The sequence below is a fragment of the Buttiauxella sp. 3AFRM03 genome, assembly GCF_003675305.1.
GTDB lineage: Bacteria > Pseudomonadota > Gammaproteobacteria > Enterobacterales > Enterobacteriaceae > Buttiauxella > Buttiauxella ferragutiae.
The window spans coordinates 3778007-3801180 of the sequence record NZ_CP033076.1; the positions used below are offsets into that span (position 1 = coordinate 3778007).

The following is a 23174-nucleotide window of genomic DNA, read 5'->3' on the forward strand; positions in this document are numbered from 1 at the left end:
TAGTCAAAGTGAATTACATCGAGCTTTGATACGGCAGAATGTTTGAACGCAACATCTGCTGTGTGCCCAGGCCATAGTTAGAACTCAAGCCACGTAACTCGATGTTAAAGCCAATTACATTATCGTATTTGCTTTCGTCGTTTTCCCAGCCATTAATTTTACGCTCGTAACCCAAGCGAATGGCATAACAGCAAGAGTTGTACTGCACCGCCAGCATGGAGTCTGCGGTTTGTTGTGCTTTGGTGTCGTAGTAATAAGCCCCAACGACAGACCAACGATCAACAACTGGCCAACTTGCTGTCATCCCAACCTGCGAGATGCCGTTCTTGTATTGTGGCGCATTAACATCAATATTTGAGATTGTTGCACCAATATATTCCGGGCTTGCGTAACGGTAATTAAACTGAACCAGACGATCGTTGTCTTTGCGATATTCGATAACGCCGTTGCCGGTCGCTATGTTATCCAGACGCGTATCGTACTGTAGACCGCCACGTACACCCCAACGATCGGTCATACGCCAGTAAGTATCACCAGCCCATACAACAGAACCAGTTTCGTCACCTTTTTCACTGTTGATCGTCTCGTCACCGGTACGAGACGGAGTGAAGTAGTAGATTTGACCCACAGAAACGTTAAAACGTTCAACTGCGGCATCATCATAAATACGGGTGGTAATACCGGTTGTGACCTGATTGGCGGAGGCGATACGGTCAAGCCCACCATAGCTACGGTCACGGAATAAGCCGTTGTAGTCAGACTGCAGCAGAGATGAGTCGTAGTTATTGATGTTGCTCTGATCGCGATACGGCACATACAAATATTGTACACGCGGCTCCAGCGTTTGTTCCCAGCCCAGGGCTGAGTCCATGGCGCGGTCGAAAATCAGCTTACCATCCATTTTGAACTGCGGCAGAACACGGTTAACAGTCTCATCCAGTTGATTATCAGCGTGAGCAGCGTTGTAGGAATCCAGATTGGTCTGCTGATAGTGCGTTGCCATCACTTTGGCTTCAGTATTCAGACTTGCCCAGCCGTTAGACACTGGCAGACTAATGACTGGCTCAATATGCAGACGAGTCGCTTCGGGCTGGCTGTCATTTACGTTAGTAAAATGAACGGCTTGACCGTAAATACGCGTATCAAATGGCCCAACATCATTTTGGTAGTAATTCATATCCAGTTGCGGTTGTGCACTGTAAGAGCTAGTGCCGCTATTCAACTGGGAACCAAAGACCTGAAACTGTTTTGTTGACAGCGTTGCATCAAAGTTTTCAACGGCATAACCGACACTGAATTTTTGCGTTGCGTAACCGTCGGTGCTGGAACCGTATTGCGAACTAAAGTCGGTGAAGTAGGTTGGATCGCTGACTTTGGTGTAGTCGATATTAAAACGCCACACCTGATCTACCACCCCGCTGTGGTTCCAGTAGAACAACCAGCGTCGCTCGTCCTGGTCTGGGTTAGCAGCCGTGTTGTCTTTATATTCTTTATCAGAAAGCATGTAATCGAATTCAATGATACCCGCCCCAGCTTTGGTCAGATATCGGAATTCGTTCTGCCACTGCATGCCACGCTCTTCCATATAGTGCGGAGTAATGGTGGCATCAAAGTTGGGTGCAATGTTCCAGTAATACGGCAGAGTGAACTCAAGACCGCTATTGCTACTGTATTTCGCATTTGGGAGCAGGAAACCGGAACGGCGTTTATCACCGATTGGCAACTGTAAATATGGGCTGTAAAATATCGGAACCGGACCCACCTTAAAGCGGGCGTTCCAGATTTCCGCGACTTCTTCTTCGCGGTCCTGAATCACTTCGCTACCTACCACGCTCCAGGTATTAGAACCTGGCAAACAGGAAGTAAAGGTGCCATTTTCCAGAATGGTGTAGCGATTATTACCGCGCTGCTTCATCAGGTCGGCAGTACCACGACCCTGGCGGTCTACCATTTGATAGTCGCCTTCCCAGACATTGGTATCTTTGGTATTCAGGTTTGACCAGGCTTTTGGCCCTTTAAGAATGACCTGATTATCGTCGTAGTAGACGTTGCCAACGGCATCAACAGTACGAACGGGGTCAGGTTGACCCTCAACTTGTTTCTGATGCAGTAGAACTTCGTCAGATTGCAGGCGGCTATTGCCTTGCTGTATATCCACATTGCCACTAAATACCGCATCGTCAGGATAATTTCCTTTTGCGTGATCGGCATTTATAGTGACAGGCAGGTTGTTGGTGTCCCCTTCAACCAAAGGGCGGTTGTAACTTGGGACGCCAAGCATACATTGCGACGCGAGATCGGCCGCCATGCCTTGTTGACTATACAGCGCTGCGCCAATCAAGGTGGCCAGCAAGGTGGGAATACGTTTTTTCATACGTGTTATTCGTTGTTCCGTCATCAATGGCTTATACCCATCATCATTCAAGATGCAGAGGCGTTGGCGGCACTTAGTTATTTGACTCATCATGAGCCTCACCCTTTTGGGGCCGCTCTAAGCAGCGTCCAAATCTGCTCTGAACAGATTTGGTGGTTCCTGTCATTGGGTTAACTTAATGACGGGATATTTTCTCAATTGCCGCTTTGCTTCATATTGAATGCTATAGGGTATAGCGTCGGCAAACGGTCAGAGACTAACTTACTCATCACTACAGCGCTAGTGTTAATCCTGCCCGCTCAATAGTCTGCCGTTAGGCACTACTATCAATGACGGGTATGATAAAGCAAATTCTAGCCGACGACATGACGATTTGGGGAGTATATGCAGTATTGGGGAAAAGTACTCGGTGTCGCAATAGCACTTATTATGGGTGGTGGCTTCTGGGGTGTGGTTATAGGGTTGCTGATCGGTCATGCCATTGACAAGGTGCGCAGCCGCCGTCAGTCCTGGTTTTCTAACCAACAACAGCGCCAGTCATTGTTCTTTAGCACCACATTTGAAGTGATGGGCCACCTGACTAAGTCAAAAGGGCGCGTCACGGAAGCGGATATCCAGATAGCCTCACTATTAATGGATCGTATGCAGTTACACGGTGATGCGCGAAGTGCCGCGCAGCATGCGTTCCGGGTGGGTAAAGAAAATGGCTACCCGCTGCGTGAAAAAATGCGTCAGCTACGCAGCGTATGTTTCGGGCGTTTTGACCTAATTCGGATGTTTCTTGAAATTCAAATTCAGGCGGCGTTTGCTGATGGTTCTCTGCATCCGAACGAGCGGGAAGTGTTGTACGTAATTGCCGAAGAACTCGGTATTTCACGAATGCAGTTCGACCAGTTCTTACGCATGATGGAAGGCGGGCAGCAATTCGGTGGTGGTTACAACCAATCGCAAGGTGGTTTCCAGCAACAACGTGGGCCAACGCTTGAAGATGCATGCAACGTATTGGGCGTCAAAAGTAGCGATGATGCCACTATCATTAAGCGCGCATACCGCAAATTAATGAGTGAACACCATCCCGACAAACTGGTCGCCAAAGGCTTGCCGCCAGAAATGATGGAGATGGCCAAACAGAAAGCGCAGGAAATTCAGAAAGCGTACGATCTGATCAAGACGGCAAAAGGGTTTAAGTAATAGAAGAGACCCTCACCCCGGCCCTCTCCCTCAGGGAGAGGGAGAAAACCGGACAATTCCCTCTCCTGTAGGAGAGGGTTAGGGTGAGGGGATTTAGAAGTCAGCCGGAGCACGGAACGTCATCGGCGTGCCATATTCAGGGTGAGTGATAGTCAGCATTTCTGCATGGAGCTGCAAACGCGGCGCCATCGCTAGCGCTTCAGGTGACGCGTAAAAACGATCGCCCAGAATCGGGTGTCCCATTGCAAGCATATGGACGCGTAACTGATGCGAACGCCCTGTGATCGGTTTTAGCAGCACACGCGCGGTATTATCCGCCGCATACTCCAGCACCTGATATTCCGTCTGTGCCGCTTTGCCGGTTTCATAACACACTTTCTGTTTAGGCCTGTTTGGCCAGTCACAAATCAGCGGTAAATCTACCAGCCCCTCTTCCGGCTGAGGATGACCCCAAACCCGTGCCACATACTGCTTCTTCGGCTCACGTTCACGGAACTGACGCTTCAGCTCACGCTCAGCCGCTTTAGTCAGCGCAACGGCAATCACGCCGCTGGTGGCCATATCCAGGCGATGCACTGATTCCGCCAACGGGAAGTCGCGCTGAATGCGGGTCATCACGCTGTCTTTGTGCTCATCCAGACGGCCCGGTACAGACAACAAGCCCGAAGGCTTGTTGACGACCATGATATGTTCGTCCTGATATAGGATGACTAACCATGGTTCCAGTGGCGGGTTATAGGGTTCCATAATCATTTACTCTACATCCTTCAAGCTGCAGCGGCGTTGGCTGCTTTCGCCCACCCCAGTCACTTACTCTAGTAAGCTCTTGGGGATGTTCTCTCTTGCCGCCTTGCTGCAACTCGAATGATTTGAGTAAAGCGGTGTGCAAACTACTGATGTGTCACGACGATCAGACGCAATGCATCCAGGCGCCAGTTGGCTTGCGCAAGGCTTTCCAACACTTGCTGACGGTTGCTCTCGATAGCTTCAAGTTCATCGTCACGAATGTTTGGGTTGACCGCTTTCAGCGCTTCCAGACGGGAAAGCTCGGAACTCAGCTTCTCATCAGCTTCTTCACGAGCCGCTTTGATCAACACTTGTGCTGCGGCTTCCACTTTCTCTTCTGCCAATTGCAAAATAGCGTGGACATCTTGCTGCACCGCATTCACCAGCTTACTGCCGGTATGGCGATTCACCGTGCTGAGCTGGCGGTTGAAGCTTTCGAACTCCACTTGAGCGGCAAGGTTGGTGCCATTTTTGTCCACCAACATACGCACTGGCGTTGGCGGCAGGAAGCGGTTGAGCTGCAATTGTTTCGGCGCTTTTGCCTCAACAACATAAATCAGCTCCAGCAGCAACGTGCCGACTGGCAACGCTTTGTTTTTCAACAAAGACAACGCACAGCTACCGGTGTCGCCAGACAGAATCAGATCCAGGCCGTTGCGGATGATCGGGTGTTCCCAGGTGACGAACTGTGCGTCTTCGCGAGACAACGCCACATCACGCTCAAACGTAATGGTGCAACCGTCTTCCGGAAGACCTGGGAAATCAGGCACCAGCATATGATCACCAGGGGTCAGCACCACCATGTTGTCGCCGCGGTCATCCTGATTAATGCCGACGATGTCGAATAAGTTCAGGGCAAAACTCACCAGGTTGGTGTCGTTATCCTGCTCCGAAATGGACTCAGCCAACGCTTGTGATTTCTCACCGCCGTTGGAGTGAATTTCTAGCAGGCGGTCACGGCCCTGCTCAAGCTGAATCTTCAGCGCATCATGCTGTTCACGGCATTGCTTAATCAGCGCATCGAAACCGTCGGTATTTTCCGGTGCTGCAAGATACTCAATCAGTTGCGGATACACGCTGTCGTAAATTGTGCGGCCAGTTGGGCAAGTATGCTCGAAAGCATCCAGGCCTTCATGGAACCACTTCACCAGGACGGATTGCGCGGTTTTCTCAAGATAAGGAACGTGGATCTGGATATCGTGCGCCTGGCCGATACGGTCCAGACGGCCAATACGTTGTTCCAGCAGATCCGGGTTAAACGGCAGATCGAACATCACCAGTTGGCTGGCGAACTGGAAGTTACGGCCTTCGGAACCAATTTCGGAACACAACAGCACCTGAGCGCCGGTATCTTCTTCGGCAAACCATGCGGCTGCACGGTCACGCTCGATGATGGACATGCCTTCATGGAACACGGCGGCACGGATACCTTCGCGTTCACGCAGAACTTGTTCAAGTTGCAATGCTGTCGCGGCTTTGGCACAAATCACCAGCACCTTCTGAGAACGGTGGCTGGTCAGGTAACCCATCAGCCATTCAACACGCGGATCGAAGTTCCACCACGTGCCGCTATCGCCTTCAAATTCCTGATAAATCTGCTCCGGGTAGAGCATGTCGCGAGCGCGTTCTTCCACAGATTTACGCGCCGCCATAATGCCGGACACTTTAATCGCGGTTTGATACTGCATCGGCAGCGGCAAACGAATGGTATGCAGTTCGCGTTTCGGGAAACCTTTCACGCCATTACGGGTGTTACGGAACAACACACGGCTGGTGCCATGGCGGTCCATCAGCATGGAGATCAGCTCCTGGCGAGCCGCATCGCTACCTTCACGGTTACTGTTCGCGGTTTGCAGCAGCGGTTCAATATCCTGCTCGCCAATCAACTCACTCAACATATTGAGCTGATCGTTAGTCAGATGGTTACCCGCCAGCAGCAGTGCAACGGCATCAGCTACCGGGCGATAATGCTGCTGTTCTTCAACAAATTGCTCGAAATCGTGGAAACGGCTCGGGTCCAGCAAACGCAGACGCGCGAAGTGGCTTTCCATACCCAGCTGTTCCGGCGTTGCGGTTAACAGCAAGATACCCAGAACATGTTCAGCGAGCTGTTCTATCGCCTGGTATTCACGGCTTGGTGCCTTCTCGCTCCACACCAAATGGTGGGCTTCATCGACCACCATCAAATCCCATTCAGCTTCACAAAGGTGCTCAAGACGTTGCTTACTGCGGCGCACAAAATCCAGCGAACAGATAACCAGTTGTTCTGTTTCGAATGGGTTATCGCTGTCGTGCTGGGCTTCGGCATAACGCTCGTCATCAAAGAGAGCAAAACGCAGGTTAAAGCGGCGGAGCATTTCAACCAGCCATTGGTGTTGCAGGGTTTCCGGCACCACAATCAATACGCGCTCAGCACTGCCAGCCAGCAGTTGCTGGTGGAGAATCATCCCGGCTTCGATGGTTTTACCCAAACCTACTTCATCAGCCAGTAATACGCGCGGTGCATGGCGACGGCCAACATCGTGGGCGATGTTCAACTGGTGTGGAATCAGACTGGTGCGCATACCGCGCAGCCCGCTCCATGGTTGGCGATACTGTTCGCTTTGGTAGACGCGGGAACGGTAACGCAGAGCGAAACGATCCATCCTGTCAATTTGCCCGGCAAAAAGACGGTCTTGCGGCTTACTGAACACCAGTTTGCTGTCGAGGAAAACCTCACGCAGCATCGTACCGGTTTCTTCAGTGTCCAGACGCGTACCAATGTAGGCTAGTAAGCCGTTTTCTTCTTTAACTTCATCAACTTTTAGTTGCCAGCCTTCATGGCTGGTAATGGTGTCGCCTGGGTTAAACATCACACGGGTGATAGGCGAGTCATTTCTGGCATACAGGCGATTTTCACCGGTGGCAGGGTAGAGCAAGGTAACCATCCGTGGGTCTAAAGCGACCACAGTTCCCAGTCCCAGTTCGCTTTCGGTGTCGCTGATCCAACGTTGACCAAGTGTAAAAGGCATAAGATTTCGGCTCTATTATCAGTTACTAAGATTTGCAGGCAATAGCATAACGACCGCACAGAAAAGGGAGCGGTTGTCTAAAAGTAGATTTAAGGGTACTTCAGGAGGGCGCTATGGTACTGGAAGGGAGCGCATTCGTCACCGTCAAAATAGCCCTAATTGCCCTGTCATCAGTGTAGCAAAGTCATCTTCAAGGAAAGGTAAAATTCCTTCGGCCACCGGTTGGAGTTGGCGAGTCAGGTAATGATCATAGTCCAGAGGGGATTGCTGGTAATCCACTGGCTCAGGGCCGTTAGTGGTGATCACGTACTTGATAGTGCCACGGTTCTGATACTGTGGCGCGCGGCCAAGCCGTTGATTATGCTCATCTGCGAGGCGTGCAGCCCGCACATGCGGCGGTACATTTTTTTGATATTCACTTAGCGGACGACGCAGGCGTTTACGGTAAATCAATTGGTCATCCAGCTCACCCGCCATCAAACTGGCAATAGTTTCGCGGATATAATCCTGATACGGTTCGTTACGGAAAATTCGTAAATAAAGGGTTTTCTGGAATGCCTGCGCCAGTGGCGTCCAGTCAGTGCGTACAGTTTCCAGCCCTTTAAACACCATGCGTTGCCGATCATTTTCCTGAATCATCCCGGCATAGCGCTTTTTGGAGCCTTCAACGGTACCGCGAATCGTCGGCATTAAGAAGCGGCAAAAATGCGACTCAAATTCCAGTTCAAGCTTACTGTCTACCTGCTGCGTTTCTTGCAGATGCGCTTTCCACCACACATTGACATGCTCAACCAATTCGTTGCCGATACGCACAGCATCATCTTCTGAATGTGCTTTTTTTAGCCACACGAAAGTGGAATCTGTATCACCGTAAATCACGTCATAACCCTGAGATTCGATCAACGCCTTGGTTTGCAACATGATCTGATGCCCACGCATGGTGATCGACGAGGCCAGACGAGGATCAAAGAAACGGCAGGCACTGGTGCCTAACACGCCATAAAAAGCATTCATGATAATTTTCAGCGCTTGCGATAACGGCTTATTGCCATGACGTTTTGCCTCGTCACGGCCTGACCAGATTTGCCCGACGATGTCCGGCAGGCAATGTTTCGTTCTGGAAAAATGTGCCCCCAAAAAGCCGTCAACGGAATGCTCTGGTTCCGGGTGCGCCATACCTTCAACCAGGCCAACAGGATCGATAAGAAAAGTGCGAATAATCGACGGGTAAAGACTTTTGTAATCCAGTACTAATACCGAGTCGTAAAGACCCGGACGAGAGTCCATCACATAACCGCCGGGGCTGGCTTGCGGTGGCACTTCGCCAAGATTTGGGGCAACGTAACCGGCGCGGTGCATCCGTGGTATATAAAGATGACCAAACGCGGCGACGGACCCGCCATGCCGGTCGAGCGGTAAGCCGTTAACGGTTGCCCGCTCGAGTAAAAATGGCATCAGTTCCGTTTTGTGAAAAATCCGCGTCACCAGTTCACAATCCTTCAGATTGTATTTCGCCAGTGCCGGCTTATCTTCGGCAAAACGGCGGTCAATTTCGTCCATTCGTTGCCACGGGTTATCAATCGCTTTGCCTTCGCCGAGCAGTTCGCGGGAAACGGTCTCCAGGGAGAACGATGAGAAATTCCAGAAGGCAGATCGCAGCGCTTCGATACCATCGATAATCACCCGTCCGGCGGCTTGTGCGAAAAACACACCTTGCTTGAAGCCATGTTCTCGCCATTCCAGCAAACTGTTCTCACGCCCAAGACGCAGCGGGACTTGATAGCGATCCGCCATTTTTTGCAATACACGCAAATCAAACTGCACGACATTCCAGCCGATCAGCACATCGGGATCGTGCTGTGCAAACCAGTTATTAAGCTTTTCAATCAGCAGTGGGCGGCTGGCGACATATTCCAGCGTAAAATCGAGCCCGCTGGCGTCACCATTTTCCGGACCAAGCATGTACACAACGCGCTGCCCGCACCCTTCAAGGCCGATGCAATACAGCTCGCCATGACGATTGGTTTCGATATCCAGCGACACCCATTTCAGCGGTGGGCGGTAGTCCGGCGCGGGTTTCAGCTTAGTATCAACCACCAGATTATTTTGCGACTCACCGCTAAACCAGACTGGCGCGGTAATAAAACGCTCCATAAGGAAGCGCTCTGGCGGACGAATATCGGCTTCATAAACCTTGACACCGCCATCGCGCAGCAGCTTTTCGATACGCATGAGTTGGCGATGCTGGCGGGTATAAAGGCCACAGACGGGCTGACGGTGAAAGTCTGTGAGGGGCAGCGGCGTGAGCCGGTACTGGCTTTCATTTGCGAGCAAGCGCATGGCTTCAGACTGTTGCGACTGAGGAATAAACGCGACCGATTCCTGGCGCGGCAGACGCACCTTAACCGGACCATCGTCTGTTGCCAGCCAAAAATCAACTTCAGTACCGAGCGGTGTATCTCGCCAATGTCGCGTTAGCAAAAAACCAGAGCGGGCTTGTGACACGCTGCATTCTCATCAAGAAAAAGTGGTCTGATTATAGACCACTTTAAGCAGGATTACTGATTTTATGTACAGCGGTTTACTGCCCGTAATAAGCCTTTGCACCATGTTTACGCAAATAATGTTTATCGAGCAGCGTTTGCTGCATATCGGGTAATTCTGGTGCGAGTTGGCGGCAAAATATGCCCATATACGCCACTTCTTCCAGAACGATTGCGTTATGCACCGCATCGACCGGATCTTTGCCCCAGGCGAATGGGCCGTGGGAATGCACCAGCACGCCAGGCATTTGTGCGGCGTCGATTCCACGTTCGGCAAAGGTTTTTACGATCACTTCGCCGGTTTGCCACTCGTAATCACCATTGATCTCTTCATCAGTCATTTTGCGGGTGCAAGGAATGGTGCCGTAGAAGTAATCCGCGTGAGTGGTGCCGGTAGCGGGGATTGATTGCCCAGCCTGCGCCCAAATGGTCGCGTGGCGTGAATGGGTGTGGACAATGCCGCCGATGTGCGGAAATTGCAGGTACAGCAAACGGTGAGTCGGGGTGTCGGAAGACGGTTTTTTATTCCCTTCAATCACTTCACCGGTTTCGAGGCTCACCACTACCATATCTTCGGCGGTCATGATGCTGTAATCAATGCCGGAAGGTTTGATCACCAGCACGCCGCGTTCACGATCGACTGCGCTGACATTACCCCAGGTCAGCGTCACCAGATTATGTTTAGGTAGCGCGAGATTAGCTTCAAGTACCTGGCGTTTGAGTTGTTCTAACATATCGTTCTCCGGGATTTCCCCTCACCCTAACCCTCTCCCCAGGGAGAGGGGACTTTCTTTCCTCCCTCGCCCCTTTGGGGAGAGGGCCGGGGTGAGGGGCAAAACGCCTTAGCGTTTGAAGCTGTAATAAACCTCGTTCCAGCGCAGCGAATCTTTAAACGCAGGCAGGCGAGTGTCGTTATCAATCACCGTCAGCTCAACGCCGTGCAGTTCGCTGAACAGGCGCATATCGTCAAGCGTCAGTGACTGGCTGAATACCGTGTGGTGCGCGCCGCCTGCCAGGATCCACGCTTCAGAAGCGGTTGGTAGATCCGGTTGGGCTTTCCACAGCGCGTTGGCGACCGGCAGTTTCGGCAACTGATGCGGCGCTTCAACGGTATCAACACAGTTCACTAGCAGGCGGAAACGATCGCCCAGATCGATAAGGCTGGCGTTCAGCGCCGGGCCAGTTTTTGTGGAGAAGATCAGGCGTGCAGGATCTTCTTTGCCGCCGATCCCTAAGTGCTGCACATCAAGAATCGGTTTTTCTGCAATGGCGATCGACGGGCAAACTTCCAGCATGTGGGAGCCGAGCACCATATCGTTGCCATTTTCGAAGTGATAGGTGTAGTCCTCCATGAAAGAGGTGCCGCCTTCCAGACCCGTCGACATCACTTTCATGATGCGCAGCAGGGCAGCGGTTTTCCAGTCGCCTTCGCCCGCAAAGCCGTAGCCTTGCTGCATCAGGCGTTGCACTGCCAGACCTGGAAGCTGTTTCAGGCCGTGCAGGTCCTCAAAGGTGGTGGTAAAGGCGCTAAATCCGCCCTGTACGAGGAACTGTTTCATCCCCAATTCGATGCGTGCAGCATCAATCACATTCTGGCGTTTGTTGCCGTTGATTTGTGCTGCGGCGCTCAGGCGGTAGCTGCTTTCGTACTCATCGACTAATGCGTTAACGTCACCGTCGCTGACGGCATTCACCACTTGCACCAGGTCGCCCACTGCATAAGTGTTCACCGCGAAACCAAACTTCATCTGCGCTGCTACTTTGTCGCCGTCAGTCACGGCAACTTCACGCATATTGTCGCCGAAACGCACCACTTTGAGCTGGCGAGTATCTTGTTTAGACACTGCCTGGCGCATCCACGAACCAATGCGTTGATGGGCTTGCGGATCCTGCCAGTGGCCGGTTACCACGGTGTGTTGCTGGCGCATACGAGCGCCGATAAAACCGAATTCGCGGCCACCGTGCGCGGTCTGGTTCAGGTTCATAAAGTCCATATCAATGCTGCCCCATGGGATCTGCGCATTGAACTGGGTGTGGAATTGCAGCAGCGGCTTGGTGAGAATGCTCAGGCCATTGATCCACATTTTGGCAGGCGAGAAGGTATGCAGCCACACCACCATGCCCGCGCATTTATCGCTGTAACTCGCATCGCGGCAGATAGCGGTAATTTCGTCAGGCGTGGTTCCCAAAGGTTTCAGCACCAGTTTGCATGGCAGTTTGGCTTCTTTATTGAGTGCATTCACCACTTGCTCGGCGTGTTGATTCACCTGACGCAACGTTTCCGCGCCGTAAAGATGCTGGCTACCAATTACAAACCACACTTCATATTGTTCAAAAATGTTCATCGTTATGTCCTTAATGGGTCACTGTGGCCTGGGCTGCGGGAGTCACCGCTGCGGGGGCTGAAGGGAGATAATGTTGTTCGGCGCTAACAGCCCACTGCTGATAACGGCGGTAAAGTTGTTCAAAGCGTTCGGCGCGTTGCGGGATGGGCTGCAAGGTGTTTTCGATTTGGCTGGCCATCGCTTGTTGCGCGGTGGAAATATCCTGGTGAACGCCTGCGGCAACGGCGGCAAAAATGGCCGCGCCTAATGCACAACACTGATCCGAAGCGACGATCTGCAATGGGCGATTCAGCACGTCACAGCACACCTGCATGATCACGGGGGATTTACGGGCGATCCCGCCAAGCGCCATCACGTTGGTGACCGGGATCCCTTGTTCGGTGAAACACTCCATGATCGCGCGGGCACCAAATGCGGTAGCGGCAATCAGCCCGCCGAACAGCGCTGGCGCATCGGTGGCAAGGTTCAAATCGGTAATTACGCCTTTCAGACGCTGATTGGCATTTGGGGTGCGGCGGCCATTAAACCAGTCGAGCACCACTGGCAGATGTTCAAGTGAAGGGTTTTTCGCCCAGGCTTCCGTCAGTGCGGGCAGCAATTGCTTCTTGCTGGCATTAATTTGTTCACGCAGTTCAGGGTGCTGTTGCGCCAGTTGTTCCAGCGGCCAACCCAGTACGCGTCCAAACCAGGCGTAGATATCACCAAATGCCGATTGCCCGGCTTCTAGACCAATAAAATCGGGCACCACGCTGCCGTCGACTTGCCCACAAATTCCTTTCACTGCGCGCTCGCCAACGGTCGGTTTGTCGGCAATCAAAATGTCGCAAGTCGAGGTGCCAATCACTTTCACCAGCGTGTTGGGCTGTGCACCCGCGCCAACGGCACCCATATGGCAGTCAAACGCACCACCGGAAATCACCACGTTTTGTGGCAGGCCAAGACGCTCAGACCATTCAGAGCAAAGCGTGCCGACCGGAATATCCGCAGTCCAGGTTTCGCTGAACATCGGGTAATCCAGATTCTGGTTAATCAACGGATCTAATTCATCAAAGAAACTGGCCGGAGGCAGGCCACCCCAGCTTTCATGCCACAAAGATTTATGCCCGGCACTACAGCGGCCACGGCGAATATCTTGCGGGCGAGTAGTGCCGGAAAGCAGCGCCGGAACCCAGTCACACAGTTCAATCCACGACACCGCAGCCTGTGCCACTTTTGGGTCAGCGCGGGTGACGTGCAGGATTTTTGCCCAGAACCATTCGCTGGAATAAATACCGCCGATGTAACGGGAATAGTCATTTTTCCCGGGCTGGTGGCACAAGCGAGTAATCGCTTCGGCTTCTTCAACGGCAGTGTGGTCTTTCCACAGCACAAACATGGCGTTGGGGTTGTCGGCAAACTCTGGCGTCAGTGCCAGAACATGGCCGTTAGCATCAATCGGCGCGGGAGTTGAGCCGGTGCTGTCGACGCCAATGCCACAAACTCGGGCGCGTTGTTCAGCGGTCAGTTCTGCGAGAACGGTTTTTACCGCCTGCTCCATGGATTCAATGTAATCCCGTGGATGGTGGCGAAATTGGTTATTGGTGGCATCGCAATATTGGCTTTCTTGCCAGCGCGGATACCATTCCACGCTTGTCGCCAGTTCGGCACCGCTTTCACAATCTACGGCTAAAGCGCGAACTGAATCACTGCCAAAATCGAGGCCCAGCGCAATCGACATTTTTTAACTCCCTGACCTGGTTATCTATGCAAATGACATTAGTTTTTATGCCGGAAAACAGTCAGGTCGTATTCGCTGAAGTTATGGAGAAATGTGCTGTGCCGTTGAGAAGTGTGACGCCCCGCAAATAATCGATGTGGACATTTCTGCTACTTTTATAAACACTTTGGTTATCTTCACAAAAGCCCTCGATTGCCAGGTAAAAAGCACCGGTTCAGGTAAGTTGCGGCTTTATGATGAAAATCTGACGGTTTACGGTTCAGACAGTGTTGTCCTGGCAAGGAATAGCACGGATATGGACAAATTGTTTCTGTGACTCAATTGAAAAGTGAGCTTATTGATGCCTGAATTGCAAAATGATCCCTTGTTGCCGGGGTACTCTTTTAACGCCCACTTAGTCGCCGGATTAACGCCGATAGAAGCTGAAGGGCCTTTGGATTTTTTCATCGACCGGCCATTAGGAATGAAAGGTTACATCCTGAATTTAACGGTGCGGGGTGAAGGGGTTATCAATAACCAGGGAAAAAACTATGTCTGCCGCCCTGGGGATATTCTGCTGTTTCCACCGGGGGAAGTGCACCACTATGGCCGCGCACCGGACAGCAAAGAGTGGTATCACCAGTGGGTTTACTTCCGCCCACGGGCTTATTGGCAGGAGTGGTTAAACTGGGATCCTATCTTCGCACACACCGGTTTTTTCCGCCCGGATGACGCCCACCAACAAAGTTTTTCCCAGTTGTTTGGGCAAATTATTGAAGCCGGACAGGCGGAAGGGCGCTATGCCGAATTGCTGGCGATTAACCTGTTAGAGCAACTACTGTTACGGCGCATGGAAGTGCTGAACGCATCACTCAATCCGCCGCTGGATAACCGCGTCCGCGATGCTTGCCAGTACATCAGCGACCATCTGGCCGATCACCATTTTGATATTGCCAGCGTTGCGCAGCACGTCTGTTTGTCGCCGTCACGCTTGTCGCATTTGTTCCGCCAGCAACTGGGTGTCAGTGTGTTGAGCTGGCGTGAGGATCAACGCATTCTTCAGGCCAAATTGTTGCTGAGCACCACTCGTATGCCAATTGCCAGCGTAGGGCGTAATGTCGGTTTTGAAGATCAGCTCTATTTTTCGCGCGTCTTTAAGAAATGTACGGGTGCCAGCCCGAGTGAGTTTCGTGCAGGATGTGAATGATTACTATAATTGGGTCAAACAAAACTTGGCTTGACGCCTCTCATCACACTCAGGAGAATCGCCAACTCGTTACTTGACGGATGATTTATGGAAGCTTTGCTGGAACACTTTATTACTCAGTCAGTGGCATATTCGCTTTTTGCGGTGATGCTGGTGGCCTTCCTGGAATCACTGGCGCTGGTCGGACTTATCCTGCCGGGTACCGTAATGATGGCAGGCTTGGGTGCGCTAATTGGCGGCGGCCAGGTCGGTTTCTATAACGCCTGGGCTGCGGGGGTTGTCGGTTGCCTGTTGGGGGACTGGATTTCGTTTTGGCTGGGTGGGCGTTTCAAAGCGCCGTTGCATCGCTGGTCGTTTATGAAAAAGAATAAGGCGCTGCTGGATAAAACCGAACATGCGCTGCATCAGCACAGCATGTTTACCATCCTGGTTGGCCGCTTTGTTGGCCCGACGCGCCCGCTGGTACCCATGGTGGCGGGCATGTTAGACCTGCCGGTTTCTAAATTTATCGTGCCGAATATTATTGGCTGTATCTTCTGGCCGCCGATCTATTTTCTACCGGGGATTCTGGCGGGTGCGGCGATTGATATTCCTGCGGATATGCAAAGCGGCAGCTTTAAATGGCTGTTGTTGCTGGTGGCGTTGGTTATCTGGCTGGCGGCATGGTTGTGCTGGCGCTGGTGGCGAAGCGGTAAAGCGGGTCAGGATAGCTTGACCAAATATTTACCACGAGCGCGTTTGCACTGGCTGGCACCAGCCATAACGGCTCTGGCGATTGGTAGTTTTGTCGCGATTCAGATGCACCCGATGATGCCGATTTACCGTAGCATTTTATGGAAAGTGCTTACCGGGCAACATTAATTCCTAACATTTATCCCCAACAACGCAGACGCGCTGGCTTCTCCGCTCAATAAGGTCGCTGTGTCGCCATCCCAGGCGATACGGCCATCGACCACCACCAGGCTTCTTTCGGCTATCCGCGCCGCATCTTCAATACTGTGTGACACCATGATTAGCGTCAGTTGTTGCTGTCGGCATAAGTCATCAAGCAACTGGAGCATTTCCTGGCGCAGCGCCGGGTCGAGTGCCGAAAACGGTTCATCCAGCAGTAAAATAGGTTGTTCGCGCACCAGACAACGGGCGAGGGCGACACGTTGCCGCTGGCCGCCAGAAAGCTGCGAAGGCAGGCGGTCGAGCAATTCGCCGATCGCCATTTGCCCGGCAATCGTTTTCAGCCGTTCCTGTTGTGTGGCATTGAGCTTCAGGCCAGGATTCAACCCCAGGCCAATATTTTGCCGCACCGTCAGATGCGTGAAAAGGTTGTTCTCCTGGAAGAGCATTGAAACCGGACGTTGCGCGGGAGCCGTGCGGGTATGGTCTTCGCCATGCAGCATAATCTGCCCGCTGGCGGGCGTCAGAAACCCGGCAATCAAACTGAGCAGCGTACTTTTCCCCGCGCCGCTAGGCCCCAGTACTGCAACGCGTTCTCCAGCGTGAATCTTCATCGAAAAACGCATCGGCAAATGGTGATAGAGCCAGGTTACATCAGTTAGCGTTAGCATTCCCTTCATCCTTCAAGTTGCAGGTGTGTTGGCTGCTTTCATTCATCCAGGTCACATAGTTTTCTATGTTCCCAGTCTTCATTCACTTGCCGCCTTCCTGCAACCCGAATCATTTTGGGAATAGCGTCCCGGAAGTTTTTCAATCAATGTGAATAAAGCAAAGCACAGTATCAGCAGGACAAGCGCGGTAACTGCACCATCCTGGCTGCGATATGAACCAATTTGTTGATAGAGATAAAACGGTAGCGTGCGGAAATCTTCATTGCCGAACAACGCCACCACGCCGAAATCACCAATCGACAGCACGCAGGCAAACGCCAGCGCTTGTGCCAGTGGGCGCTTGAGTGCACGCAACTCAATGTAACGCAGACGGTTTACGCCCGTAATGTTCAGCGACTGGCACAGCTTGTTGTAGCGTTCTGCGACATCCAGCATCGGGTTTTCCAGCACTTTTAGCGCGTAGGGAATCGCCATCAACGCATTGGTGAAAATCACAATGCCATCGGCGGATTGCGGCAAGCCCACGGTGTTATTGAGCAGCAGGAAAAAGCCGGTCGCCAGCACGATACCCGGCATCGCCAGAATCAACATACCGCTGAGCTCCAGCGCCTGGCCTGCAAAAGCGCGGTTGCGCAGGCGCAATTCCCGCGAGCTCCACAGCAACATCACCGTGATGACCACGCTTATTAACCCAGCGCCAACCGCAATTCTTAACGAGGTAAATAATGCCTGCCACAGTACCGGTTGCGACAACACGCTGTTAAAGCCACTATTGATGCCATCAATGATTACTGCCAGCAGCGGCGGTAATAACAGCAAGAGAGCAAGGGTGATGAGTAGCCCGTCGCACAGTTTGCGGCGCAGGTTATCTTGCGGATCACGCCAGCTTTGCATTTGGCTGACGCCGGCTGAAATGGCTCTGCTCAGCCGCTGGCTCATCAGCACCAGACCCAAACAGCAAACCATCTGCACCATGGCGAGCAGAGCCGCCCGTGCGGGGTCGTAGTCGTAACTCAGCGCCTGGAAGATAGCCAGCTCGATAGTGGTCGCCTGCGGGCCGCCACCCAGCGACAGCACGGTGGCAAAGCTTGCGAAACAGAGCATAAAAATCAGTGCCGCAGCGGGCAGAATTTGGCGGCGCAACCACGGCCACTCGACAAAACGGAAGAAATTCCAGCCTTGCATGCCCAGTTGCGCAGCAACCTGGCGTTGTTCGTTGGGGATATTTTCCAGTGCCTGTAGCAGCAGGCGTGTTGCCATCGGTAAGTTGAAAAAGACGTGGGCCAGTAGAATGCCCTTCAGGCCGTAAGGCGAGAAACTCCATTCGATGCCAAGCCTTGCGCACAACACGGCCAGCCAGCCTTCGCGCCCATACACTGTCAGAATCCCGAATACCGCCACCAACACGGGCAGAACCAGCGTCATTGCGCACAGGCGTAACAGCGCAACGCGCCCAGGGAAGCGGCGGCGATACAGGGCGCGAGCGAGGAAAATAGCCGGGAACACGGAAAGGCTTGCTGAGAGAAACGCCTGCCAGAAAGAGAAACGCAGCACGTGCCACAAATAGCTATCCTGCACCAGCGCACGGATATCGGTTTGTGGCGCGTTAAACCACAACGCCATAAAAGCCGCCAGGGCTACGGCTACCACCAGTGTGGCGGCACATAGCCCTGGAATCAGCCAGCCGGGAATTAGCGACTGACGGCGCGTTGCCATTCGCTAATCCAGTTGGCGCGTTGTTTAGACACTTCTGCGGCGCTGTATTCCAGCGTGTTGTTCGGTTTGACCAGCCCGTTAAATCCTTCAGGCAATTTCACATCGGTCACCGGATACATCCAGTTGCCGGTGGCCACAGTGTTCTGGAAGCCCGGTGAAGTGATAAATTTCATGAATTTTTCAGCCAGTTCAGGCTGCTTGCTGGATGCCAGGCGTCCGGCCACTTCCACCTGTAAATAATGCCCTTCGCTAAAATTAGCCGCAGCATAGTTATCTTTTTTCTCTTCAATAATGTGATAAGCCGGAGAGGTGGTGTAGCTCATCACTAAATCGCCTTCACCTTTCAGGAACAGGCCATAAGCCTCGGACCAACCTTTGGTGACGGTGACCGTTTTCTTCGCAAGCTTTGCCCAGGCTTCAGGCGTTTTATCGCCATACACTTTCTGCATCCACAGCAGCAGGCCCAGGCCTGGTGTGCTGGTGCGCGGGTCCTGATAAATCACTTTCCATTGTTGGTCACTTTCGACCAGTTCTTTCAGGCTTTTCGGTGGGTTTTTCAGTTTGTTTTTATCGTAGACGAAAGCGAAATAGCCGTAATCGAAGGGAACGAAAGTGTCGTTTGTCCAGCCGCCAGGGATCTTCAACGCGCTAATGTCTGTTTTGCTCGGCGCAAATAATTTAGTCTGCGCGGCAGCTTCCAGAAGGTTGTTATCCAGTCCCAGAACCACGTCAGCTTTGCTGTTTTTACCTTCCATCCGCAGGCGGTTGAGCAGCGAAACGCCATCTTCCAGCGCCACGAATTTCAGCTGGCAATTACAGTCAGCCTCAAAGGCTTTTTTCACCGCAGGCCCTGGCCCCCAGTCGGCAGCAAAGGAGTCGTAGGTATAAACAGTCAGCAGGGGTTTGGCAAAAACGGGGGCGGCGATCAGTGCCAGCAACGGCAGGAATTTTTTGAACACTTTGCACCTCTTAGAATTAGGGGTGGCAAAGGACATTTGAGAATAGAGCCTCAAATCCCTTCGCCGGCGTTATCCGGATCAGGTTCGACGGGTATTATCTCAGCCAGACTTTCGTCTTAGCACCCCGTTGAGAACGCGTGCATTGTAATAACTTTGTGAATGATTCGAAAGCATTATACCCGTCATATTTCAAGCCGCAGGGGTGTTGGCTCCGGTGGGGCAAACCACGCCGATTTAAAGTCAAACCATCCCAGTGTGTTCATGCGCACACCACGCATACTGCGTTGCCCTTCGATGCGTAGCCAGTGGTGGATTAACGGTAAAATATCATTGTTTTCAACCAGGTTCTGGCACCACTCAGGCAGAGAAAGCTCGCCGTTATGCCAGTTGCGGGTATCCGTTTCCCAGTCGATAGCAATGCACTTTTGAATCAGCGGCACTTCATAAAGATGCGAGTAAAGCGAAAACTCTAACGGCAGGGTGAAATTCGCGCTATTGAGCCAGATATCGCTGACGGCATCGCCCTGATGCCACTCTTCATAACTGACTTCTTGCACCACCAGTTTTACGCCAACACGTGCCAGCAATTCTTCCATCACTTTGCTGATTACCCGATGTTCGACGTGATCGCGATAAAACGTCAGCGTCACGGATTCCAGCCCGGCCGGTTTTTCGACGGCTGGTTGTGGATGCGTGTGGTGCCAGCGTGGCAGCAGTCCGTAAGCCGGGAACCAGTACTGCTGGTTTTGCTCGCCCGCGCTATACAGCAGATGAATTGGTGCCAGCACATGACTGAGCCAGCGGCGCACTTCTTTATTGCTGCCGGCGCTTGAGCGGTTATCAAATAAAATGTAGTAGCAGCCTTCTTCAAGGCGGCTTTCGACGGCTTTCTCGCTGTCGGGCATTCCCGATAATTGCACCGCACAACTGACCTCTTCACCAATGTCCGGCAGCACCCAGAAATTCACTTCGTCAATCAATGCGCGATAACCAAAGTAATCGTCATAGGCCTGAATTTTCAGCTGGTTAGTATTATTGCGCACCACCGAATAGGGACCGGTGCCGACTGGCTGGCGGGAAAAATGGCTTAAGGTTTGCCATTCGCGCGGCAGGATCATCGCGTTAACGCTACCCAGCAACCACGGCAGCCAGTTATCGGGCTGTGAGAGCTTAATATCCAGCGTCCAGGCCGTCGGAGAAGTAATTTCCGTGATATGCGAATACAGCGGCAAAGAGCTGATGCGTTGCAGGGACGTCGTCACATCCAGCATATCCAGCTCACGGCCATGGTGAAAATGAATGCCGGGGCGCAGATAAAAACGCCAGTGTAATGGGGATATTTGTTGCCAGTGGTGCGCAATATCCGCTTCCAGTTCCCCATTTTCCTCATTTATACGGATCAGTCCGCTGAAAATTTGCCGGGCAATATGCGTTTCTGAACGGCGCAAAGCGGAACCGGGCAACAGATTGAGTAACGGGCGATAGTAGAGAACGCGCAGAATATGCCGCCCTTGCCGGAAGCTGCGCCCAAGGTGAGAAATCAGCATTTGGCGCACGGCGGCTTTATCGCCGACTATCTGCACCAGTTGGTCAATTCTGTCCTGCTCAAGAAGGTCTTCGGCGCGCTGTTGCTGGAGTGCAAGGCCGGTATACAAGAACTCAAGCTGTGAACGCTTGCCGCGCCCGACTTCCGCTTTCCAGCTCAGCCAGCCCTTTTCCTGCATCGCGCTAAGCAATGTACGCATATGACGGCGGGAGCAATTCAGCAAATCGGCCAAATCATTCAACGTCGTTTCTTGCGGCTTACCTTCAAAGTTTTGCCACAAACGGATGAACTGTTGTTGCAGACGACCAGACGACATAAAAGAGGAACTCCCGGCAGAAACTCATCAATTTAACTTTCCTCATATTACGCCAATAATCATCAACGTTGAAAGCGAGGAGGTACAACCCCGTCATACTTCAAGTCGTTGGTGCGTTGGCTACTCGCGTTCACCCCAGTCACATAGTTATCTATGCTCCTGGGGACTCACGCGTTTGCCGCCTTCCCACAACTTGAATTATTTGGGGTTTTTATGAAACGGTCGCCAGTGGTTAAGTTTTATCAACAGTATTTTGCCGCAACCCAAAGTGTTTCTGTTGGATGGCTGGCTCGCCTGAAAGCAGAGCAACGTCTGGAGATGCTTGAGAACTTAATGCAGTGGGAGTCCGCGTTCGTAGAGCACCAAATCGCTGACAGCAAGTGTGACTGAGAATTGGTGGTTTTCACCTGGCCAGCAGATTAATACTGCTGGCTTTTTTATACCCGTCATTCTTCGAGCCGCAGTGCCGCCTTCTCGCAACTCGAATTATTTAGGGTATAGTCGAGGCCTTGCACACTTATCACCCGCTTAAGTAAAAAGGATCTTGCTGCATGATTTGGTTTCTGACCAAAGGACGACGCCTTAACCCGGTGTACGCCGCATTTATGATTGTGGCTTTCATGATGGGGATTGCGGGGGCACTCCAGGCGCCCACTCTTAGCCTGTTTTTAAGTCGCGAAGTGGAAGTGCGCCCATTCTGGGTTGGCCTGTTTTATACCGTCAATGCGATAGCCGGGATCCTCGTCAGTCTGGCGTTGGCGAAGCGTTCAGATAACCGGGGCGATCGTCGCAAACTGATTATGGTTTGTTGCGTGATGGCTGTAGCAAACTGTGTGCTTTTTGCTTTTAACCGTCATTACCTGACGTTAATCACCGTTGGCGTGATGTTCGCCTCTATTGCCAACACCGCGATGCCGCAAATATTTGCCCTTGCCCGTGAATATGCCGATAACTCAGCGCGTGAAGTGGTGATGTTCAGCTCGATAATGCGTGCGCAGCTCTCGCTTGCCTGGGTTATTGGCCCGCCGCTATCGTTTATGCTGGCATTAAACTACGGCTTCACCACTATGTTTCTTATCGCCGCGGGGATATTTGTTATCTCGCTGGCGTTGATTTTCTTCGCATTACCCTCGGTCGCAAGGATTGAGCAGCCCGCAGATGTGGCGCTTACCCAGGTCAGCGGCTGGAAAGATAAAAACGTCCGTCTGTTGTTTATTGCTTCGATGCTGATGTGGACCTGCAACACCATGTATATCATCGACATGCCGTTGTGGATCAGCAGTGATTTAGGCCTGCCCGAATCGCTGGCTGGGCTGTTGATGGGGACGGCGGCGGGGCTTGAGATCCCGGCGATGATCCTTGCGGGCTATTATGTAAAGCGTTTTGGTAAACGGCGCATGATGGTGATTGCCGTAGCCGCCGGCGTGTTGTTCTACGTCGGACTGATTATGTTCCACAGCCGTACGGCGCTGCTGTTGCTTCAGCTATTTAACGCGGTATTTATCGGCATTGTTGCCGGGATTGGCATGTTGTGGTTCCAGGATTTGATGCCGGGCAGGCCGGGGTCGGCGACCACGTTGTTCACCAATAGTATTTCGACGGGCGTGATTCTGGCGGGGGTTTTACAAGGCGCGCTGACCGAGAGTTTTGGGCATTATTCAGTGTATTGGTTGATTGCCGGGTTAGCGGTGTTTGCGTTGGTTTTGACCAGCCGGGTGAAGAATATTTAAGTTTTGGTGTTGGAGTAATGTCGGATGACGCTTGCGCTTATCCGACCTACAACTGCATTACTGGCGGATAAGCGCAGCGTCATCCGCCAGTAATGCAAATCGGTTTTCGTAGGGGGGATAAGCGCAAGCGTCATCCGCCAGTAATGCAAATCGGTTTTCGTAGGGCGGATAAGCGCAAGCGTCATCCGCCAG

General features: G+C 52.4%; 16 protein-coding genes and 1 riboswitch. Of the genes, 5 read left to right on the forward strand and 11 right to left on the reverse strand.

Annotated elements, in window-relative coordinates; genetic code table 11:
* Nucleotides 1–13 precede the first annotated feature (13 nt).
* Complete coding sequence (lptD, locus tag D8682_RS19170) at nucleotides 14–2374, reverse strand: LPS assembly protein LptD (protein WP_121814897.1); 2361 nt, start codon at nucleotides 2372–2374, stop codon at nucleotides 14–16.
* 384 nt (nucleotides 2375–2758) lie between these two features.
* Between lptD and djlA the strand changes: the two genes are divergently transcribed.
* On the forward strand, nucleotides 2759–3565 hold the full coding sequence (gene djlA / locus D8682_RS19175; protein ID WP_064543487.1) for a co-chaperone DjlA: 807 nt from the start codon (nucleotides 2759–2761) through the stop codon (nucleotides 3563–3565).
* A gap of 93 nt (nucleotides 3566–3658) precedes the next feature.
* On the opposite strand, the gene rluA is transcribed toward djlA, so the two are convergent.
* The 6 genes from rluA to araB all read right to left on the reverse strand — a co-directional run bounded on the left by rluA (nucleotide 3659) and on the right by araB (nucleotide 13967).
* Nucleotides 3659–4318: a bifunctional tRNA pseudouridine(32) synthase/23S rRNA pseudouridine(746) synthase RluA gene (gene rluA, locus D8682_RS19180; RefSeq protein ID WP_121814898.1), complete on the reverse strand. Its 660-nt coding sequence runs from the start codon at nucleotides 4316–4318 to the stop codon at nucleotides 3659–3661.
* Nucleotides 4319–4455: 137 nt separating this feature from the next.
* Nucleotides 4456–7362, reverse strand: coding sequence for an RNA polymerase-associated protein RapA (rapA, locus tag D8682_RS19185; protein ID WP_121814899.1), 2907 nt, complete (start codon nucleotides 7360–7362; stop codon nucleotides 4456–4458).
* Nucleotides 7363–7506: 144 nt separating this feature from the next.
* Nucleotides 7507–9867, reverse strand: a complete 2361-nt coding sequence (gene polB, locus D8682_RS19190; RefSeq protein ID WP_121814900.1) for a DNA polymerase II — start codon at nucleotides 9865–9867, stop codon at nucleotides 7507–7509.
* A 76-nt stretch (nucleotides 9868–9943) separates the two neighbouring features.
* Nucleotides 9944–10639, reverse strand: coding sequence for an L-ribulose-5-phosphate 4-epimerase (gene araD / locus D8682_RS19195; RefSeq protein ID WP_121814901.1), 696 nt, complete (start codon nucleotides 10637–10639; stop codon nucleotides 9944–9946).
* A 108-nt stretch (nucleotides 10640–10747) separates the two neighbouring features.
* Nucleotides 10748–12250 carry an L-arabinose isomerase gene (gene araA / locus D8682_RS19200; RefSeq protein WP_121814902.1) on the reverse strand — a complete coding sequence of 501 codons (1503 nt, stop codon included), beginning with the start codon at nucleotides 12248–12250 and terminating at the stop codon, nucleotides 10748–10750.
* 10 nt (nucleotides 12251–12260) lie between these two features.
* Entirely contained in the window at nucleotides 12261–13967 is a 1707-nt protein-coding gene (araB, locus tag D8682_RS19205; RefSeq protein WP_121814903.1) for a ribulokinase, read from the reverse strand.
* Nucleotides 13968–14307: 340 nt separating this feature from the next.
* On the opposite strand from araB, the gene araC reads away from it, so the two are divergent.
* Both araC and D8682_RS19220 read left to right on the forward strand, forming a co-directional pair.
* A complete protein-coding gene (gene araC, locus D8682_RS19215) occupies nucleotides 14308–15153 on the forward strand; it encodes an arabinose operon transcriptional regulator AraC (protein WP_064543502.1) in 846 nt (281 codons plus the stop codon).
* An 87-nt stretch (nucleotides 15154–15240) separates the two neighbouring features.
* Entirely contained in the window at nucleotides 15241–16014 is a 774-nt protein-coding gene (locus D8682_RS19220; RefSeq protein ID WP_064543504.1) for a DedA family protein, read from the forward strand.
* Here D8682_RS19220 and thiQ read toward each other — a convergent pair.
* The 4 genes from thiQ to sgrR form a co-directional block, all read right to left on the reverse strand.
* The gene (gene thiQ, locus D8682_RS19225; protein ID WP_064543506.1) at nucleotides 16011–16715 is read right to left on the reverse strand and encodes a thiamine ABC transporter ATP-binding protein ThiQ; all 705 of its coding nucleotides are present in this window, start codon (nucleotides 16713–16715) and stop codon (nucleotides 16011–16013) included. The two genes, D8682_RS19220 and thiQ, sit on opposite strands and share 4 nt — an antisense overlap.
* 78 nt (nucleotides 16716–16793) lie before the next feature.
* Entirely contained in the window at nucleotides 16794–18431 is a 1638-nt protein-coding gene (thiP, locus tag D8682_RS19230; protein ID WP_121814904.1) for a thiamine/thiamine pyrophosphate ABC transporter permease ThiP, read from the reverse strand.
* A complete protein-coding gene (gene thiB, locus D8682_RS19235) occupies nucleotides 18407–19390 on the reverse strand; it encodes a thiamine ABC transporter substrate binding subunit (protein ID WP_064543509.1) in 984 nt (327 codons plus the stop codon). The genes thiP and thiB overlap by 25 nt, the downstream gene beginning before the upstream one ends.
* 37 nt (nucleotides 19391–19427) lie before the next feature.
* Nucleotides 19428–19527: riboswitch (TPP riboswitch) on the reverse strand.
* A 45-nt stretch (nucleotides 19528–19572) separates the two neighbouring features.
* The gene (gene sgrR / locus D8682_RS19240) at nucleotides 19573–21252 is read right to left on the reverse strand and encodes an HTH-type transcriptional regulator SgrR (RefSeq protein WP_064543511.1); all 1680 of its coding nucleotides are present in this window, start codon (nucleotides 21250–21252) and stop codon (nucleotides 19573–19575) included.
* A 213-nt stretch (nucleotides 21253–21465) separates the two neighbouring features.
* Here sgrR and sgrT point away from each other — a divergent pair, with 213 nt between their 5' ends.
* Together sgrT and D8682_RS19250 are read left to right on the forward strand one after the other, a co-directional pair.
* Nucleotides 21466–21642 (forward strand): glucose uptake inhibitor SgrT, encoded by a 177-nt coding sequence (gene sgrT / locus D8682_RS19245; protein ID WP_074388521.1) that lies wholly within the window; start codon nucleotides 21466–21468, stop codon nucleotides 21640–21642.
* A gap of 161 nt (nucleotides 21643–21803) precedes the next feature.
* Complete coding sequence (locus tag D8682_RS19250) at nucleotides 21804–22982, forward strand: sugar efflux transporter (RefSeq protein WP_064543515.1); 1179 nt, start codon at nucleotides 21804–21806, stop codon at nucleotides 22980–22982.
* Nucleotides 22983–23174 lie beyond the last annotated feature (192 nt).

Coding starts and splice junctions, on each gene's coding strand:
- araB (WP_121814903.1), bottom strand. CDS start 13,967: ATGTCGATTGCGCTGGGCCTCGATTTTGGCAGTGATTCAGTTCGCGCT.
- araD (WP_121814901.1), bottom strand. CDS start 10,639: ATGTTAGAACAACTCAAACGCCAGGTACTTGAAGCTAATCTCGCGCTA.
- rapA (WP_121814899.1), bottom strand. CDS start 7,362: ATGCCTTTTACACTTGGTCAACGTTGGATCAGCGACACCGAAAGCGAA.
- D8682_RS19250 (WP_064543515.1), top strand. CDS start 21,804: ATGATTTGGTTTCTGACCAAAGGACGACGCCTTAACCCGGTGTACGCC.
- djlA (WP_064543487.1), top strand. CDS start 2,759: ATGCAGTATTGGGGAAAAGTACTCGGTGTCGCAATAGCACTTATTATG.
- sgrR (WP_064543511.1), bottom strand. CDS start 21,252: ATGTCGTCTGGTCGTCTGCAACAACAGTTCATCCGTTTGTGGCAAAAC.
- D8682_RS19220 (WP_064543504.1), top strand. CDS start 15,241: ATGGAAGCTTTGCTGGAACACTTTATTACTCAGTCAGTGGCATATTCG.
- rluA (WP_121814898.1), bottom strand. CDS start 4,318: ATGATTATGGAACCCTATAACCCGCCACTGGAACCATGGTTAGTCATC.
- araA (WP_121814902.1), bottom strand. CDS start 12,250: ATGAACATTTTTGAACAATATGAAGTGTGGTTTGTAATTGGTAGCCAG.
- araC (WP_064543502.1), top strand. CDS start 14,308: ATGCCTGAATTGCAAAATGATCCCTTGTTGCCGGGGTACTCTTTTAAC.
- thiQ (WP_064543506.1), bottom strand. CDS start 16,715: ATGCTAACGCTAACTGATGTAACCTGGCTCTATCACCATTTGCCGATG.
- lptD (WP_121814897.1), bottom strand. CDS start 2,374: ATGAAAAAACGTATTCCCACCTTGCTGGCCACCTTGATTGGCGCAGCG.
- sgrT (WP_074388521.1), top strand. CDS start 21,466: ATGAAACGGTCGCCAGTGGTTAAGTTTTATCAACAGTATTTTGCCGCA.
- thiP (WP_121814904.1), bottom strand. CDS start 18,431: ATGGCAACGCGCCGTCAGTCGCTAATTCCCGGCTGGCTGATTCCAGGG.